Raw genomic sequence first — 14,743 nt, 5'->3', positions numbered from 1 at the left:
CCCAGACTGACCCGCTCCCATGAGCGCGGTGGCCGGCTCCCGGAGCAACATTCCATGCAGTTTACCGACCTGGGCCTGGCGGCCCCGATCCTGCGCGCCATCGAGGCCCAGGGCTACACCACGCCCACCCCCATCCAGCAGCAGGCCATTCCCGTGGTGCTGGCCGGCCGCGACCTGATGGCCTGCGCCCAGACCGGCACCGGCAAGACCGCCGGCTTCACCCTGCCGATCCTGCACCTCCTGAGCCAGAAGCTCGGCGCCGCCGAGAAGAGCCCGCTCTCCAAGAGCCTCAAGCGCCCCCGCGCCCTGATCCTCACCCCGACCCGGGAGCTGGCTGCCCAGGTGGAAGAGAGCGTGCGCACCTACGGCGCCCACCTGCCGCTCAAGTCCCTGGCGATGTTCGGCGGCGTCGGCATGAACCCCCAGATCCAGGCCCTGCGCAACGGCATCGACATCCTGGTGGCCTGCCCGGGCCGCCTGCTCGACCACGTGCAGCAGCGCACCGTGGACTTGTCCGGCGTCGAAATCCTGGTCCTCGACGAAGCCGATCGCATGCTCGACATGGGCTTCATCCGCGACATCCGCAAGATCATGGCCCTGCTGCCTCCCGCCGGCACCCGCCAGAATCTGCTGTTCTCGGCCACCTTCTCCGACGAGATCAAGGACCTGGCCCGGGGCTTCCTGCACAACCCGGAATCGGTGGAGGTGGTGCGCCGCAACACCCCGGCTGAAGCCGTGGCCCAGACCGTCATCCCGGTGGACAAGGACCGCAAGAAGGACGCCCTGCTGCACCTGTTCGAGAACCGGGGCTGGCATCAGGTGCTGGTGTTCACCCGCACCAAGCACGGCGCCGACGCCCTGGCCCGGCGCCTCGACAAGGAAGGCATCAAGTCCGCCGCCATCCACGGCAACAAGACCCAGGGCGCCCGTACCCGGGCTCTGGCCGAATTCAAGTCCGGCAAGCTGGTGGCCCTGGTGGCCACCGACATCGCTGCCCGGGGCATCGACATCGACCAGCTGCCCTACGTGGTGAACTACGAGCTGCCCAACGTCCCCGAGGACTATGTGCACCGCATCGGCCGCACCGGCCGGGCCGGTGCCGAGGGCGAGGCCTATTCCCTGGTCTGCGCCGACGAGCGCACCTACCTGCGCGACATCGAACGCCTGATCAAACGCGACCTGGAGCGGCTGGTGCTGCCCGGCTTCGAGCCCACCGAAGGCCCTTCCACCGCGCCCGCCAACCCACAGCGCCAGGGCCGAGGCGGTCAGCCCGGCGGGCGTGGCAACAACGGCGGCAATGGCGGTAACGGTGGCCGGGGCGCCCCGCGGGGCCAGGCCCCGCAACGCTCTTCGGGCAATGGCCGCCAAGAGCAAGGCGGGGCGCGGCGTTCCGAAGGGGGCGGCCCGGGGCCCAATAACGGCGCGCCTTCCCAAGGGCGAGGCCAGGGCGGCAATCCGAACAACCCCAACGGCAACGCCGGCGCCCCGCGCCGCGACGGCCGCAACACTGACGGCCAGGGCCGTAGCGCCGCCCCGGCGGAATCCCAGGGTGAGCGCCACCCCGAGCGCCGCCACGACCAGCATCCGGAACGGCGCGGCGGCGGCAACACCGGCCGTGCGGCCCTGCTCGGCGGCGGTCCGGGCCACCGTAACGGCAGCCGGGGGCGCTGATCCCCTGAGCGGTGGTCAAACGGCGCTATGCAGCGCTAAACGAGGCGATACGGCGCTATAATCGCCGCACACAGCCACAAGGGCGGGAAGACGCGAGTCTTCCCGCCCTTTTGTTGGTCCAATGCTTTTTGCTGCCTATTTTTTAATCAACCGCCGCCAGCGCAAAACCACCATGGCTCCCAGGCAAATCGTCATCCAGACCGAGGACGGGCGCGTCTTCTACGACATGTCCGCCAGCGACAACCCTTGCGATGGCTGCGGCGTGTGCTGCCGCCACTACCGGGTCTCCTTCTATCAGGGCGAGACCGACGATTACCCGGGGGGGCTCGTGCCCGCCGCCCTGACGGTGCCGGTCACCCCGTTCCGCGTCGCCATGCGCGGCACCGAGGCCGGCCACGGCCGCTGCGTGGCCTTTCAGGACGACGGCCGTTGCGGCATTTATGCCCAGCGCCCGTCCCCCTGCCGGGAGTTCCCGGTGTTTCTCGACGACGGTTCCTGGAACCCGGAGTGCATCCGCCTGCGCAGCCTGTACGGCGTGCCCCTGCCGCCGGAGGTCCAGACCGGCCTGGCGGCGGATGGGGCCAACGTGGTGCCGCTCCCGCCCGCCATCGCGAATGACGATGACGGCGAGGCCGAGATGGGCGGCGCCGTGATCCTGCCCTGGCCGGGCCGCCGTGCCGACGCCAGCGATGCGCCAGACGAGGAGCCGCCCAATACCCCCAACAACCCCAACACGCCGCCCATGGCGGCTTGATTGGCTTGCCGCGCCGTTTGCGGCTGTTTCGTCTTTTTCGCCCTGCCGCCCATGACCGATTCCATCGACCGCACCGACGCTGCCTCCGATCCATTGGCGCCCCTGGTGGCCGCTCTCTGCGCGGCCCGCGGCAGCGGCCGCACCGTTTCCGCCGCGCCCCTGGCGGGGTTGGCTCCGAGGCCCGATAGCGCCGCCGGCTACCGGATCCAGGACGCGGTGGCCGGCCAGTTGGGCTGGTGGCAAGAGCGTCACCGGGCGGGCCACTGGAAGGCCGGGGCCGGCGACATCCAGGCCATGCCTTCCTACGCCCCCCTGCCGCCGGCCGGGGTGTGGGCCGGCACTCCGGCATCGCCGGCGGACGCCACCGGCCAGGGCTTCCACCTGATCGGCGTGGAGGCCGAGGTGGCCTTGCGTCTGGGCCGGCCGGTGGGCCCCGCCGAGGCCGCCGCCATCGCCACGGCGGACGACCTGGCCGACTGGCTGGACGCCCTGTGCGTGTCCATCGAGCTGGTGGATTCCCGCTGGGACGAGGGGCTGGCGGCACCGGACGCCCTCAAGCTGGCCGACCTGCTCTGCCACGGCGGCCTGGTGCTGGGGGAATGGCAGCCCTACCGGCCTTGGGTCGGCCACGATTGGACGCAACAGGCCTGTCGCCTAGAGGTGGATGGGCAGGAGGTGGCGCAAGGTGCCGGCGGCCATCCCTGCGGCTCGCCCCTGTGGGTGATCCCCCACTGGCTGCGCCACGCCACCGCCGGCGGCGGCACCCTGATGGCCGGTACGGTGGTCACCACCGGCGCCTGGCTGGGCGTTCATTTCGCCCGTCCGGGGCAGACCCTGACGGTGCGCTTCGCCGGCCTGGGCGCGGCGAGTGTGCGGGTCTGAACTGCCGCCGCGCCTACCGCCCATGTCCGCCGTCCGGTAGACGGGATTGAACCGCCTTACCGGGGCGATATATGAAAAAAATTAATACGTTCTGCGGGCGGAAAAGCGAAGGTCCGCGCCAGTAGTAGAGTTTGGCAACACGCCTGCCGAGATACTTGAAAAAAATTAATGTATTGGAGCGCCCAGCTTTCGGGGAATGGGATGGCGGCGCTGCCCGGCTCTGCTTGCGGCGTTACATCGCCTGCATGGCTTGAATCGCTGGCACTGGAGCGGCGCCGCGCCTTGCGTGTGAGGCGCCGGCAATCCGGCGATCCCACCCGGCAATCCGGCATCGGCCGGGCCGGGGGAATGGGGAAAAGAGGGAATAAAGCGGGAGCGGGGTGGAGGGGCCGCAGCGGCGCCATCGCCGGCGTCGGCCGCAACACCGGCCACGCCCACGGCTTCCGCTCTTACCCCGCCTTTATTCCGCCTTACACTCCGCCTTACTCCGCCCGCCGGATCACCGACAGGATCTGGTCGCCGTAGCGGTCGATCTTGGCCGCGCCGACGCCGGGCACCTGGGCCAGGTGGCCCCGGGAGGCGGGGCGCATTTCGGCGATTTCGCGCAGGGTCTTGTCGTGGAAGATGACGTAGGCCGGCACGCCCTGTTCCTTGGCCGCCTCGAAGCGCCACTGGCGCAGCTGCTCGAACAGGGGCGCGGCTTCCGGCGACAGGTCCTGGCTGGCCTTGAGGCGCGAGCCGCTGCTGCTTGAACTGGACTTGGCGCGCACCGTGGCGCGGCGCATCTCCACCGTCTGCTCGCCCTTCAGCACCGGCCGGGCGGCCTCGGTGAGCTTCAGGGCGCCGTGCTCGGCCAGCTCGGCGCGCAGGTAGCCGCCGGCCACCAGCTGGCGGGCCACCGACTTCCACACCGCCTCGTCCATATCCTTGCCGACGCCGAAGGTGGGCAGCTGGTCGTGGCCGTATTCCTTGACCTTGGGGTTGGCCTTGCCGCGCACCACGTCGATCAGGTGGGTGGCGCCGAAGCGCTGGCCGGTGCGGTAGGCGGCCGAGAGCAGCTTGCGCGCCGCGTCGGTGCCGTCCCACAGGGTGGGCGGGTCCAGGCACACGTCGCAGTTGCCGCAGGGCTGGCTCGCCTCGCCGAAGTAGTCGAGCAGCACCACCCGGCGGCAGCGCGGCGTCTCGCAGTAGGCGAGCAGGGCGTTGAGCTTCTGGGCCTCCAGGCGCTTCTGGTCCTCGGGGGCGGTGGAATCGTCGATGCGCGAGCGTTGCAGCACCACGTCCTGCAAACCGTAGGTCATCCAGGCTTCGGCGGCTTCCCCGTCCCGGCCGGCCCGGCCGGTTTCCTGGTAGTAGGCTTCCAGGCTCTTGGGCAGATCAAGGTGGGCGACGAAGCGCACGTCGGGCTTGTCGATGCCCATGCCGAAGGCGATGGTGGCGACCATGATCAGCCCGTCCTCGCGCAGGAAGCGGCGCTGGTTGGCGGCGCGCACCTCGGCCCCCAGGCCGGCGTGGTAGGGCAGGGCGGCGAAGCCTTCGCCGGAGAGCCATTCGGCGGTTTCCTCGACCTTCTTGCGCGACAGGCAGTAGATGATGCCGGCCTCGACGCCGAATTCCTTGCGCCGCCCGCTGAGAAAGGCGAGCAGCTGGCGCTTGGGCGTGTCCTTTTCCACCACCGTGTAGCGGATGTTGGGCCGGTCGAAGCTGGAGACGAACACCCGGGCCTCGCCAAGGCCCAGGCGGGCGATCATTTCGTCCCGGGTGGCGTGGTCGGCGGTGGCGGTGAGGGCGATGCGCGGCACCGCCGGATAGCGTTCGTGCAGGGCCGAGAGTTGCAGGTATTCGGGGCGGAAGTCGTGGCCCCACTGGCTGACGCAGTGGGCCTCATCGATGGCGAACAGGGCCAGCTTGCCGCTTTCCTCCAGCCGGTCGAGCAGGCTCCAGGAGCGGTCGGTCATCAGCCGTTCCGGGGCGATGTAGAGCATGTCCAGCTCGCCGGTGAACAGCTGCCGCTCGATCTGCTGCACCGTGGAAAAATCCAGGGTCGAGTTCAGGTAGGCGGCCTTCACCCCCACCTGGGTGAGGGCTTCCACCTGGTCCTGCATCAGGGCGATGAGCGGCGAGATGACGATGCCGACGCCGTGGCGCAGCAGGGCCGGAATCTGGTAGCACAGGGACTTGCCGCCGCCGGTGGGCATCAGCACCAGGGCGTCGCCGCCGCCGGCCACGTGGCTGACGATGTCGGCCTGGCGGCCGCGGAAGGCCGGGTAGCCGAAGACGTGCTGGAGCACGTGCAGGGCCTGGTCGGCCAGGGGAGCGTCGGTGGGGCGGGGCGGCGTGGAGGTGGTGGCGAGGGCGGCGGAAGACACGTCGGGAATCGGCTGGAACCTGGGGCGCAGCGGCGAAGGTGGTGGCGGGCCGGATGGCCGGAATGGGGCGGATGGCGCGGCCGGGGCGGACGAGGCCGATCCCCGGATGCGCTATTCTACCCGTCCCGACCCGCCTTTCCCCGGCGGGCGCTCCGCTTCCGTTCTTCCATGCGCCATTTCCGCCTCATCCGCCCAGTCCGCCTCGTTCCCGCCGCCGTTTTCGCCCTGTTGGCGCTCTGTGCCGCCCTGCTGGCCGGCTGCTCGGCCCTTAGCGGCTACCCCAACCGGCTGGAGGTGAGCCTGTCGTCCCTGCAAGTGGACGAGGTGCGGCTGTTCGAGCAGCGCTTCCGGCTGCTGCTGCGGGTGCGCAACCCCAACGATCGGGATCTGCCGGTGGACGGGCTGGAATTCACCCTGGACCTGAACGGGGAGCCCCTGGCCCGGGGCCAGTCCGCCGAGGCCGTGAGCGTGCCGCGCCAGGGCGAGGCGGTGGTCACCGTGTTCGCCACCAGCGACCTGAACGGTTGGCTCAAGCAGTTCCGCAAGCTGCGCCGCGACGGCGACGGCCGCCTGCCGGAAACCCTGCCCTACCGGCTGAAGGGTACGGTGAGCGCCGGCGGGCTGGGCAAGATTCCCTTCACCCGGGACGGCGAGGTGCCGGTGGCGGCCCTGCTCAACGGGGCGAAGCGCTGACCTCGGCCTTCGTGCGGGGGGCGCCGTTGGCGTCGATCCAGGCGGCGATGGCCGCCACCGTCTCGTCCTCGATGCCGTTGAAGCCGTGGTAGGCCCGGGCCTCGCAGGGGTCGCCCTGGCTCGTGCCGCTCTCCATCAGCACCAGTTCCCGGGGCGCGCCGCCGGGGTGGCCGAGCCGTTCCATCAGGCGCGGCAGCTCGGCCGGGTTGCACAGCTTGCAACCGTCGTAGCGGTGGTGCACCACCAGCACCGGGATGGCCAGCGTGTCCAGGGCCATGGACGGCACCGGCCAGTTGCGCGTGTCGGTGAGGATGGTGGAGGTTAGCACCAGGCCGTCGGGCCCCTGGGCCGGTGCCAGGCGGGTGGCGGCGTAGGCCGCCGACTGGGTGCCCCGGCTGGTGCCCACCAGCCACACCGGCAGGCCGTTGTCCCGGCGTAGCCAGGCGATCAGGGCGGCCACGTCGGCGGCGTGCTCCGGCGTCTGGCGGAAGCCCTCCAGAAAGGGCCAGGACTGCCGGTCGGACGGCGCGTCGAGCACCGCCACGTTGAAGCCCCGGGCGGCGAAGCGCTCCCGGCTGCGCACCAGGAAATTGCCACTGCCCCACTTCATGGCGCCGTCGTCGGCCAGTTGCAGCCCGCCGTGGCCCCCGGCGAGCAGCACCAGGGTGGCCTTGGCGCCGGGCACGGTGCGGTAGAGGATCTTTTCGCCGACCCCGGGCCGGGTCGGAATGGTCACCACCCGGCTGGCGGCTTCGTCGGCGAGCAGGGGAGGGGCCAGGCCTGCCCCCAGCGCCGCCAGCATGAGCCCGGCGGCCAGCCGGCGGCATCGTGCCAGGGGCCGGCCGGCGAGCGCCGCGATGCGCCCGGGGAAAGCCTTCGGCGAGGCGGCACGAGTGCCGGGTGCGGGGGATGAAGACGGAATGGCGCGGGGCAGGGGCGGCATGGCGGTGGGCCTGAGGCAGGGGGCGAGGCCCCATGATACGAGGCGCCGCTGCCGCCCCGCCTGACGGCCGCTGCCGGGGGGGGCCTCGTGCCGGCGGGCACGCCTCCGGAATTTTCGCTCCCCTGCCTGTTTTTTCAGCGCGCCGTCATAGCCTTGAATGTTCAGGCGGTTTTTCACCTTATCCACAGCGCTGTCCACGGATTCTGGGGAGAACGCCGCCCCGTGCCCGCGCCCAGGAAATGCGCCGCGTCAGCGATACACCGGATGGCGTCGGCACAGGGCCACCACCTGTTCCCGCACCCGGGGCGCCACCTGGGCGCTGGTGCCGGATTCCAGGGCGTCGAGCACGTCGCACAGCCAGCCCGCCAACTGCTCGCATTCCGCCACGCCGAAGCCCCGGGTGGTGACGGCCGGAGTGCCGATGCGCAGCCCGGAGGTGACGAAGGGCGAGCGCGGGTCGTTGGGTACCGAGTTCTTGTTGGCGGTGATCCAGGCCTCGCTCAGGGCCGCGTCCGCGTCCTTGCCGGTGTAGGGCTTGGCCGACAGGTCGATCAGCATCAGGTGGTTGTCGGTGCCGCCGGAAACGATCGCATAGCCGCGCCGTTGCAGCACGGCGGCCATGGCCCGGGCGTTGGTCACCACCTGGCGCTGGTAGGCGGTGAATTCGGGGGCCAGGGCTTCCTTGAAGGCCACCGCCTTGGCGGCGATGACGTGCATCAGCGGTCCGCCCTGGATGCCGGGGAACACCGCCGAATCGAGCTTCTTGTTGAACGCCTCGCCCTGGCCCTGGGACAGGATGAGGCCGCCCCGGGGGCCGCGCAGGGTCTTGTGGGTGGTGCTGGTGACCACGTGGGCGTGGGGCAAGGGATTGGGGTACTCGCCGGCCGCCACCAGCCCGGCCACGTGGGCCATGTCCACCCAGAAGAGGGCCCCCGCCTTGTCGGCGATGGCGCGCATGCGCGCCCAGTCCTTGTGCCGGGAATAGGCGGAAAACCCGCCGATCAGCAGCTTGGGCCGGGTCTCCAGGGCGATGCGCTCCATTTCGTCGTAGTCGATCAGCCCGGTGGCCGGGTCGAGACCGTAGGGGACGATGCGGTAGTGGCGGCCGGAAAAATTGGAGGGGTTGCCGTGGGTCAGGTGCCCGCCCTGGGCCAGATTCATGCCCATCACCGTGTCGCCCGGATTGACCAGGGCGAGGAACACCGCGGCGTTGGCCTGGGCCCCGGCGTGGGGCTGGACGTTGGCGTAGTCGCAGCCGAACAGGGCCTTGGCCCGTTCGATGGCCAGGCGCTCGGCCACGTCCACGTGGGCGCAGCCGCTGTAGTAGCGCTTGCCCGGGTAGCCCTCGGCGTACTTGTTGGTGAACACCGAGTCCTGCACGGCCATCACCAATGGGCTGGCGTAGTTCTCGGAGGCGATCAGTTCGGCGTGGTCTTCCTGGCGGCGGGCTTCGCCGGCCATGGCCTCGGCCAGTTCGGCGTCGAAGTCCTTGAGTTCAGCCACGATGGCGGAGTGGTCGTGCATGGTGATGCTCCCTGAAGGGTCGGGATGGTCGGAGGGCTCCCGCGCCGAGACCGGCGCGGCGAGGGGGGATGGAGGGGCGGCATCCGCTCACGGGGCGCCGTCGGCGGGCCAGTAGTGGCTGTCCGGCAGGGCGCGGGCGCCGAAGATGGCCTGGCCGACGCGCACCACGGTGGCGCCTTCCTCGACGGCGATCTCGAAGTCGCCGGACATGCCCATGGATAGTTCGTCCAGGCCGATGCCGGCGGGGGCGTCCTGGCGCAGCCGGTCGCGTAGCTGACGCAGCAGGGCGAAGCAGGCGCGCACCCGGGTCGCCTCGGCGGAGAACAGGGCCAGGGTCATCAGGCCGCGCACGCGCAGGGCGGAAAAGGCGGGCAAGGCGCCCAGGAAGGCGGCGGCCTCCTCCGGCGCCAGGCCGTACTTGCTGGCCTCGCCGGAGGTGTTGATCTGGACGAACACGTCCAGCCCACGCCCCTCGGCCTGTAGGCGGCGATCCAGGGCCTCGGCCAGGCGCAGGCTGTCCAGGGCCTGGAATTCGCTGGCGAAGCGCGCCACCAGTCGGGCCTTGTTGGTTTGCAGGTGGCCGATGACCGACCAGCGCAGGTCCGCCAGGTCGGCCAGGGCCTCCCACTTGCGTTGGGCCTCCTGCACCTTGTTCTCGCCGAACTGGCGGCAGCCCGCCGCGTAGGCCAGGCGCAGGTGGGCGTCGTCGAAGGTCTTGCTCACCGGCAGCAGGCGCACCTCTTCCGGCGCCCGGCCGACGCGCCGGCAGGCGGCGGCGATGCGCCCGTGGACCGCCGCCAGGTTGCGCTGGAAGTCGGCGACGCTGTCGGCCCGGGGATAGTGGCCGTGCCGTTCGTGCCAGGTCGATGTACCGGACGTTGCGGGGGCTCCGGACGTTGCCGACGTTCCGGGCGGCGCAGGCTGCGGGCTGGGCGTCACTTGGCGCTCCCGCCGCTGGCGGCCGGTTCGGGGACGAGGGCGGGCTGGAGCGGGGATGCCGCTTCGTGGCGCGGTTGGCGGCGCGGCAGGCTGCCGTTGAGCGCCGCGTAGGCGACCAGGCCGATCAGCAGCCCCCAGAAGGCGCCGCCGATGCCGAGCAGCTTGATGTTGGCGGCGGCGGCCAGGAAGGTGATCAGGGCGGCTTCCCGGGACTTGGCGTCGGCCATGGCGTTGGCCAGGCTGCCGCCGATGGTGCCGAGCAGGGCGAGCCCGGCCAGGGTGGTGATGAAGGTGGCGGGAAAGGCCATGAACACCGCGGCCAGGGTGACGCCGAAGACTCCGACCAGGATGTAGAAGGTGCCCGCGGCGATGCCGGCGATCCAGCGCTTGGATGGGTCTTCGTGGGCCTCCTTGCCGGTGCAGATGGCCGCCGTGATCGCGGCGATGTTGAAGGCGTGGGAGCCGAAGGGGGCCATGAGCAGGGAGCCCAGGCCGGTGACGGTGACGATCGGGTTGGCGCTGGTCTTGAAGCCGTCGTTGCGCAGCACCAGCATGCCCGGCATGTATTGCCCGGTCAGGGTGATCAGGAACAGGGGCAGGGCGACGCTGAGCAGGGCGTTGAGGGAGAAGGCCGGGACGGTGAATACCGGCGCGGCGAGGCGCAGTTCCAGCCCCGACAGGTCCACGCGCCCCTGGAGCAGCAGGAAGGCCAGCCCCAGGGTGAGGATGCCCACCACGGCGTAGCGGGCGGTGAAGCGCTTGAGGGCGACGTAGGCGACGATCAGCAGGCCAGCGAGCAGCGGGTCCACGCTCATGCCGCCGAAGGCGCCGATGCCGAATTGCAGCAGGATGCCCGCCAGCAGGCCGGCGGCGATGCCCGGCGGGATCAGCCGGATGACCTTTTCGAAATAGCCCGACAGGCCGAGCAGGACGAAGGCGGCGGCCGAGATCAGGTAGGCGCCCACCGCCTCGGCGTAGGGCGTCGTCGCCAGGGCCGTGACCAGGAAGGCGGCGGCCGGCGTGGACCAGGCGGTGATGATCGGCTCCCGGGCGACCCAACTGAGGAAGAGGCCCGTGATCCCCACGCCGATCGATACCGACCACACCCACGAGGCGGTCAGTTCCGGGCTCAGGCCGGCCACCTTGGCGGCCTGGAAGACCAGGATGAAGGTGCCGCCGTAATTGACGATGACCGAAATCAGGCCGGCCACGACCGGGTGGGTGAGATCGCTGAGGCGCAAGGACGGGGGCGGGTGGGGGGACGGCATGGGTAGGCTCCTTGAAGGCCCGGTGCTTGACCTGGGCTTGAAGCCGATTTATACGGCGTAAATGGCCTGATGTTCCCCGCCACTTTTTTCAAGGTGTACCTGCCAATTGTTCAAGCATTCCCAACTCGAATCGGTCAAAGCCTGGCTGGCCGACCCCGCCCAGGCGGCCTTGCCGCTGCACGCCCGCATCCAGCGCGCCATCCGCCAGCTGATCCTCGACGGCGCCCTCGGCGTGGGCAAGCCGCTGCCGGCCTCCCGCGCCCTGGCGGCGTCCCTGGGGGTTTCCCGCGACACGGTGGAGGCGGCCTACGGCCAGTTGCACGCCGAGGGCTTCATCGAGCGGCGGGTGGGCAGCGGCAGCTTCGTTTCTGAGATGACCCAGCGCCCCTCCGGCCGCGGCCAGGCGCGGCGCCTGGGGCCGCCGCGCACCCAGGCGGCCACCCTCAGCCAGCGCGGCGCCGTAATGTTCAAGGGCGGCGGTGTGCGCGATTTTTCGGTGCTGCGCCCGTTCGTGCCCGGGGTGCCGGAAACCCGGGGCTTTCCCGTGCCGATCTGGGAGCGCCTGGAGCGCCAGGTATTGAAGGAATACGGCAGCCAGGCGCTGCGGCACGGCGACCCCCAGGGCATGGCGCCGCTGCGGCGGGCCATCGCCGACTACGTCAATCTGGAGCGGGGCGCCCACGCCAGCGCCGACCGGGTGCTGGTGCTGACCAGCTCCCAGCAGGCCATGGCGCTGTGCGCCAACGTGCTGCTCGACGCCGGCGAGCGCATCTTCATCGAGGACCCGGGCTATCACGGGGCACGGCGGGCCTTCGAGGCCGCCGGCCTGGAGTGCGTGCCCATTCCGCTCGATGCCCAGGGCCTCCTGGTGGAGCGCCTGCGCGCCGATCCCCGTCCGGCCAAGGCGGTCTGCCTGACCCCCTCGCACCAGTTCCCCACCGGCGCCACCCTGGCCCTGGATCGGCGCCTGGCGTTGATCGAATGGGCGGCGCGGCAGCCGGCCTGGCTCATCGAGGACGACTACGACAGCGAATTCCACTACGCCGGCCGGCCCACGGCCTGCGTGCAGGGGCTGGACCCCCACGAGCGGACGATCTACATCGGCACCTTCACCAAGTCCCTGTTCCCCGGGCTGCGCATCGGCTACATGGTCCTGCCGAGCGCCCTGGTGGAGCCGATGACCGTGGCGCGCACCCTGCTCGACGGCCACAGCGCCTCCATCGCCCAGCTGACCCTGGCCCGCTTCATCGAAGGCGGCCATTTCGGCGCCCACGTGCGCGCCATGCGCGGCGTCTACGCCGAGCGGCTGGACACCCTGGTCCGCCTGGTGCGCACCCACCTGGCCGGATTCGTCGAACCCCGGGTGCCCATCGGCGGCTTGCAGCTGCCCTGCCTGCTGACCTGCGCCATCGCCGAGCAGGACGCCATCGCTGCCGCGCGGCGGGCCGGGATCGAACTGATGGGGCTGACCGGCCTCCATGCGGCGGAACCCCGGCAGGCTGGCTTCCTGCTGGGATTCGCGGCGTATGCCCCGGACGAGCTGGAAGCGGCGGTCAAAACCCTGGCGGGGGTGTTCCGCGCGCTGCGGCGCTGAACGCAGCGGCGGGCCGGCGATGCGTCTTCAGGCGCTCGTCGGCCCGTCGCAGGGATGGACAGGGCGCCCAAGCTCGCTTAGCATCCCCGCCCCTCGCAGCACCCTGGCCTGTCCATGACTCCTGTTTCCGCCGCCCGCGCTTGCGGCATCGATTTCGGCACCTCCAACTCCACCGCCGGCTGCCTGCGCCCCGGCCTGCCTACCCTCCTGCCCCTGGAGGACGGCAAGGCCACCCTGCCTTCCGTGGTGTTCTTCAATGCGGAAGAGGCGGTCACCCGCTTTGGCCGGGCCGGGCTGGCGGACTACCTGGCCGGGTCGGAAGGGCGCCTGATGCGCTCCCTCAAGAGCCTGCTCGGCAGCAGCCTGATCGACGGCCGCACCGAGGTCCAGGGCCGGGCCCTGGCCTTCCGCGACCTGCTCGCCCAGTTCATCGGCGAGATCAAGCGCCGCGCCGACGACAAGGCGGGGCGCTCCTTCGACCAGGTGGTGCTGGGCCGGCCGGTGTATTTCGTCGATGACGACGCGGCCGCCGACCAGGCCGCCGAGGACACCCTGGCGGCCATCGCCCGGGAGGTGGGCTTCGCCGACGTGAGCTTCCAGTTCGAGCCCATCGCCGCCGCCTACCACTACGAAACCGGCATCGACCGGGAAGAGCTGGTGCTGGTGGCCGACATCGGCGGCGGCACCTCGGACTTTTCCCTGATCCGCCTTTCCCCGGAGCGGGCCCGGGCGGCGGACCGGCGCGGCGACCTGCTGGCCAACGGCGGCGTGCACATCGGCGGCACCGACTTCGACCGCAGCCTGAGCCTGGCCTGCGCCATGCCCCTGCTCGGCTACCGCAGCCAGCTCAAGACCGGCCGGGAGATGCCGTCGAGCGTCTTCTTCAACCTGGCCACCTGGCACACCATCAATTTCGCCTACACCCGCCAGAGCCTGGCCGAGCAGCAGCGTCTGGCCCTGGACGCCCGGGACGAGGAAAAATCGGCCCGCCTGCTGGCCCTGCTCGATGAGCGGGCCGGTCACTGGCTGGCCAACGAGGTGGAAGGGGTGAAGATCGCCCTGTCGGGGGCGGAAGTGGCCGATCTGAGCCTCGACCGGCTGGAGTCCGGCCTGGTCCAGCCGGTGCGGCGCGACGAGTTCGATGCGGCCGGCACGCCCCTGGTGGAGCGGGTGGCGGCCACGGTGGCGGCCTTGCTGCGCGACGCCGGGGTAGCGGCGGGGGACATCGATACCGTGTTCTTCACCGGCGGCTCCAGCGGCATCCCGCGCCTGCGCCGGGCCATCGCCAACCTCTTGCCCGGCGCCCGGGCGGTGGAAGGCGACCTGTTCGGCAGCATCGGCGCCGGCCTGGCCGTGGAGGCGGCGCGGCGCTACGGCTGAAGACGGATTTGCTGGGGGCGGGCGCTACGCCTGCCTCAGGAGGCAGTCTTGGCGGGGAGGGCCGAGGGGACGATCGTCTCTTCGCTACCGTCGATGCCCCAGTCGCCGTACAGGTACCAGTCGTCGCCGAGCATTTCCGCCGGGTGCAGGGTGCGCCCCGAACCGTTGCCGCATTGCATCGACTCGGCCGGGCAGTACTTGTCGCAACCCCAGCAGATGCGCTCCGGGTGCTTGGGGTGGAGGGGAAATTTCTTGGCCATGGGGATCTCCGACGGGGCCAGCCCGGTGGGCCGCGGGTGGCGGCACTGTTCGGGCGAAGGGATAGTTGAGTAGATTACTCAACTATGTTGCGGGGCATTTGATGCGGGTCAAGAAATCGCGCCGTCAGGCGAAGCCTGGCGGTTCGGTGCGTGGCGACGCTTGGTGAGAGGTGTTGCTTTGAGCGTCGGTGGCCTCGCCGGGCGTGAGCGCTGGGGTTGGGGCTGTATTTCGCCCTGACGGCGAGTGACTTTCTTTTGCGTCGCCAAAAGAAAGTCACCAAAGAAAAAGCGACCCCTGCGCCCCCGCCGCCGGGCCGATGAGACTGGCCCGGCGGTGCCCTGCGCTGCTCGCCGTCCCGGGGCGGCTGCGGAACTCGGCCTGCGGCCTCAAACAGTCCTCGCCGACATCCCCCCGGGCCGGCTGCGCTGCTCGGCGGGGGCGAAGGGGGGAGGGGGCCGTGCCGGC

At 70.8% G+C, this 14,743-nt stretch carries 12 protein-coding genes; 6 read left to right on the top strand and 6 right to left on the bottom strand.

Annotation, left to right across the window (positions count from 1 at the left end; genetic code table 11):
• Positions 1 to 54: 54 nt before the first annotated feature.
• The 3 genes from V7Z98_RS15050 (at position 55) to V7Z98_RS15040 (ending at position 3,307) form a co-directional block, all read left to right on the top strand.
• Positions 55 to 1,671 (top strand): DEAD/DEAH box helicase, encoded by a 1,617-nt coding sequence (locus V7Z98_RS15050; RefSeq protein WP_334158883.1) that lies wholly within the window; start codon positions 55 to 57, stop codon positions 1,669 to 1,671.
• Positions 1,672 to 1,843: 172 nt separating this feature from the next.
• Positions 1,844 to 2,425 (top strand): YkgJ family cysteine cluster protein, encoded by a 582-nt coding sequence (locus tag V7Z98_RS15045; protein WP_334158882.1) that lies wholly within the window; start codon positions 1,844 to 1,846, stop codon positions 2,423 to 2,425.
• Positions 2,426 to 2,476: 51 nt separating this feature from the next.
• On the top strand, positions 2,477 to 3,307 hold the full coding sequence (locus V7Z98_RS15040) for a fumarylacetoacetate hydrolase family protein (protein WP_334158879.1): 831 nt from the start codon (positions 2,477 to 2,479) through the stop codon (positions 3,305 to 3,307).
• 482 nt (positions 3,308 to 3,789) lie between these two features.
• Here V7Z98_RS15040 and recQ read toward each other — a convergent pair whose 3' ends face one another.
• On the bottom strand, positions 3,790 to 5,676 hold the full coding sequence (gene recQ / locus V7Z98_RS15035; RefSeq protein ID WP_442951852.1) for a DNA helicase RecQ: 1,887 nt from the start codon (positions 5,674 to 5,676) through the stop codon (positions 3,790 to 3,792).
• A gap of 168 nt (positions 5,677 to 5,844) precedes the next feature.
• On the opposite strand from recQ, the gene V7Z98_RS15030 reads away from it, so the two are divergent.
• A complete protein-coding gene (locus V7Z98_RS15030) occupies positions 5,845 to 6,369 on the top strand; it encodes an LEA type 2 family protein (RefSeq protein WP_334158877.1) in 525 nt (174 codons plus the stop codon).
• Here the strand turns inward: V7Z98_RS15030 and V7Z98_RS15025 are convergent.
• The 4 genes from V7Z98_RS15025 to V7Z98_RS15010 all read right to left on the bottom strand — a co-directional run bounded on the left by V7Z98_RS15025 (position 6,350) and on the right by V7Z98_RS15010 (position 11,043).
• A complete protein-coding gene (locus V7Z98_RS15025; protein ID WP_334158875.1) occupies positions 6,350 to 7,312 on the bottom strand; it encodes an alpha/beta hydrolase in 963 nt (320 codons plus the stop codon). The genes V7Z98_RS15030 and V7Z98_RS15025 overlap by 20 nt on opposite strands.
• Before the next feature lie 249 nt (positions 7,313 to 7,561).
• Positions 7,562 to 8,836: a serine hydroxymethyltransferase gene (gene glyA, locus V7Z98_RS15020; RefSeq protein ID WP_334158873.1), complete on the bottom strand. Its 1,275-nt coding sequence runs from the start codon at positions 8,834 to 8,836 to the stop codon at positions 7,562 to 7,564.
• An 87-nt stretch (positions 8,837 to 8,923) separates the two neighbouring features.
• Positions 8,924 to 9,775, bottom strand: a complete 852-nt coding sequence (locus V7Z98_RS15015; protein WP_334158871.1) for a YggS family pyridoxal phosphate-dependent enzyme — start codon at positions 9,773 to 9,775, stop codon at positions 8,924 to 8,926.
• Positions 9,772 to 11,043, bottom strand: a complete 1,272-nt coding sequence (locus tag V7Z98_RS15010; protein WP_293265054.1) for a benzoate/H(+) symporter BenE family transporter — start codon at positions 11,041 to 11,043, stop codon at positions 9,772 to 9,774. The genes V7Z98_RS15015 and V7Z98_RS15010 overlap by 4 nt, the downstream gene beginning before the upstream one ends.
• Before the next feature lie 106 nt (positions 11,044 to 11,149).
• On the opposite strand from V7Z98_RS15010, the gene pdxR reads away from it, so the two are divergent.
• Positions 11,150 to 12,637 (top strand): MocR-like pyridoxine biosynthesis transcription factor PdxR, encoded by a 1,488-nt coding sequence (gene pdxR / locus V7Z98_RS15005; RefSeq protein WP_334158868.1) that lies wholly within the window; start codon positions 11,150 to 11,152, stop codon positions 12,635 to 12,637.
• A gap of 114 nt (positions 12,638 to 12,751) precedes the next feature.
• Positions 12,752 to 14,017, top strand: a complete 1,266-nt coding sequence (locus V7Z98_RS15000; protein WP_334158866.1) for an Hsp70 family protein — start codon at positions 12,752 to 12,754, stop codon at positions 14,015 to 14,017.
• 35 nt (positions 14,018 to 14,052) lie between these two features.
• Here the strand turns inward: V7Z98_RS15000 and V7Z98_RS14995 are convergent, their stop codons facing one another.
• Positions 14,053 to 14,277, bottom strand: a complete 225-nt coding sequence (locus tag V7Z98_RS14995; RefSeq protein ID WP_334158864.1) for a DUF3079 domain-containing protein — start codon at positions 14,275 to 14,277, stop codon at positions 14,053 to 14,055.
• Between the last annotated feature and the right edge of the window lie 466 nt (positions 14,278 to 14,743).

Source organism: Oryzomicrobium sp. (genome assembly GCF_036820405.1).
GTDB lineage: Bacteria > Pseudomonadota > Gammaproteobacteria > Burkholderiales > Rhodocyclaceae > Oryzomicrobium.
This window is presented reverse-complemented; position numbering and strand designations above follow the sequence as displayed.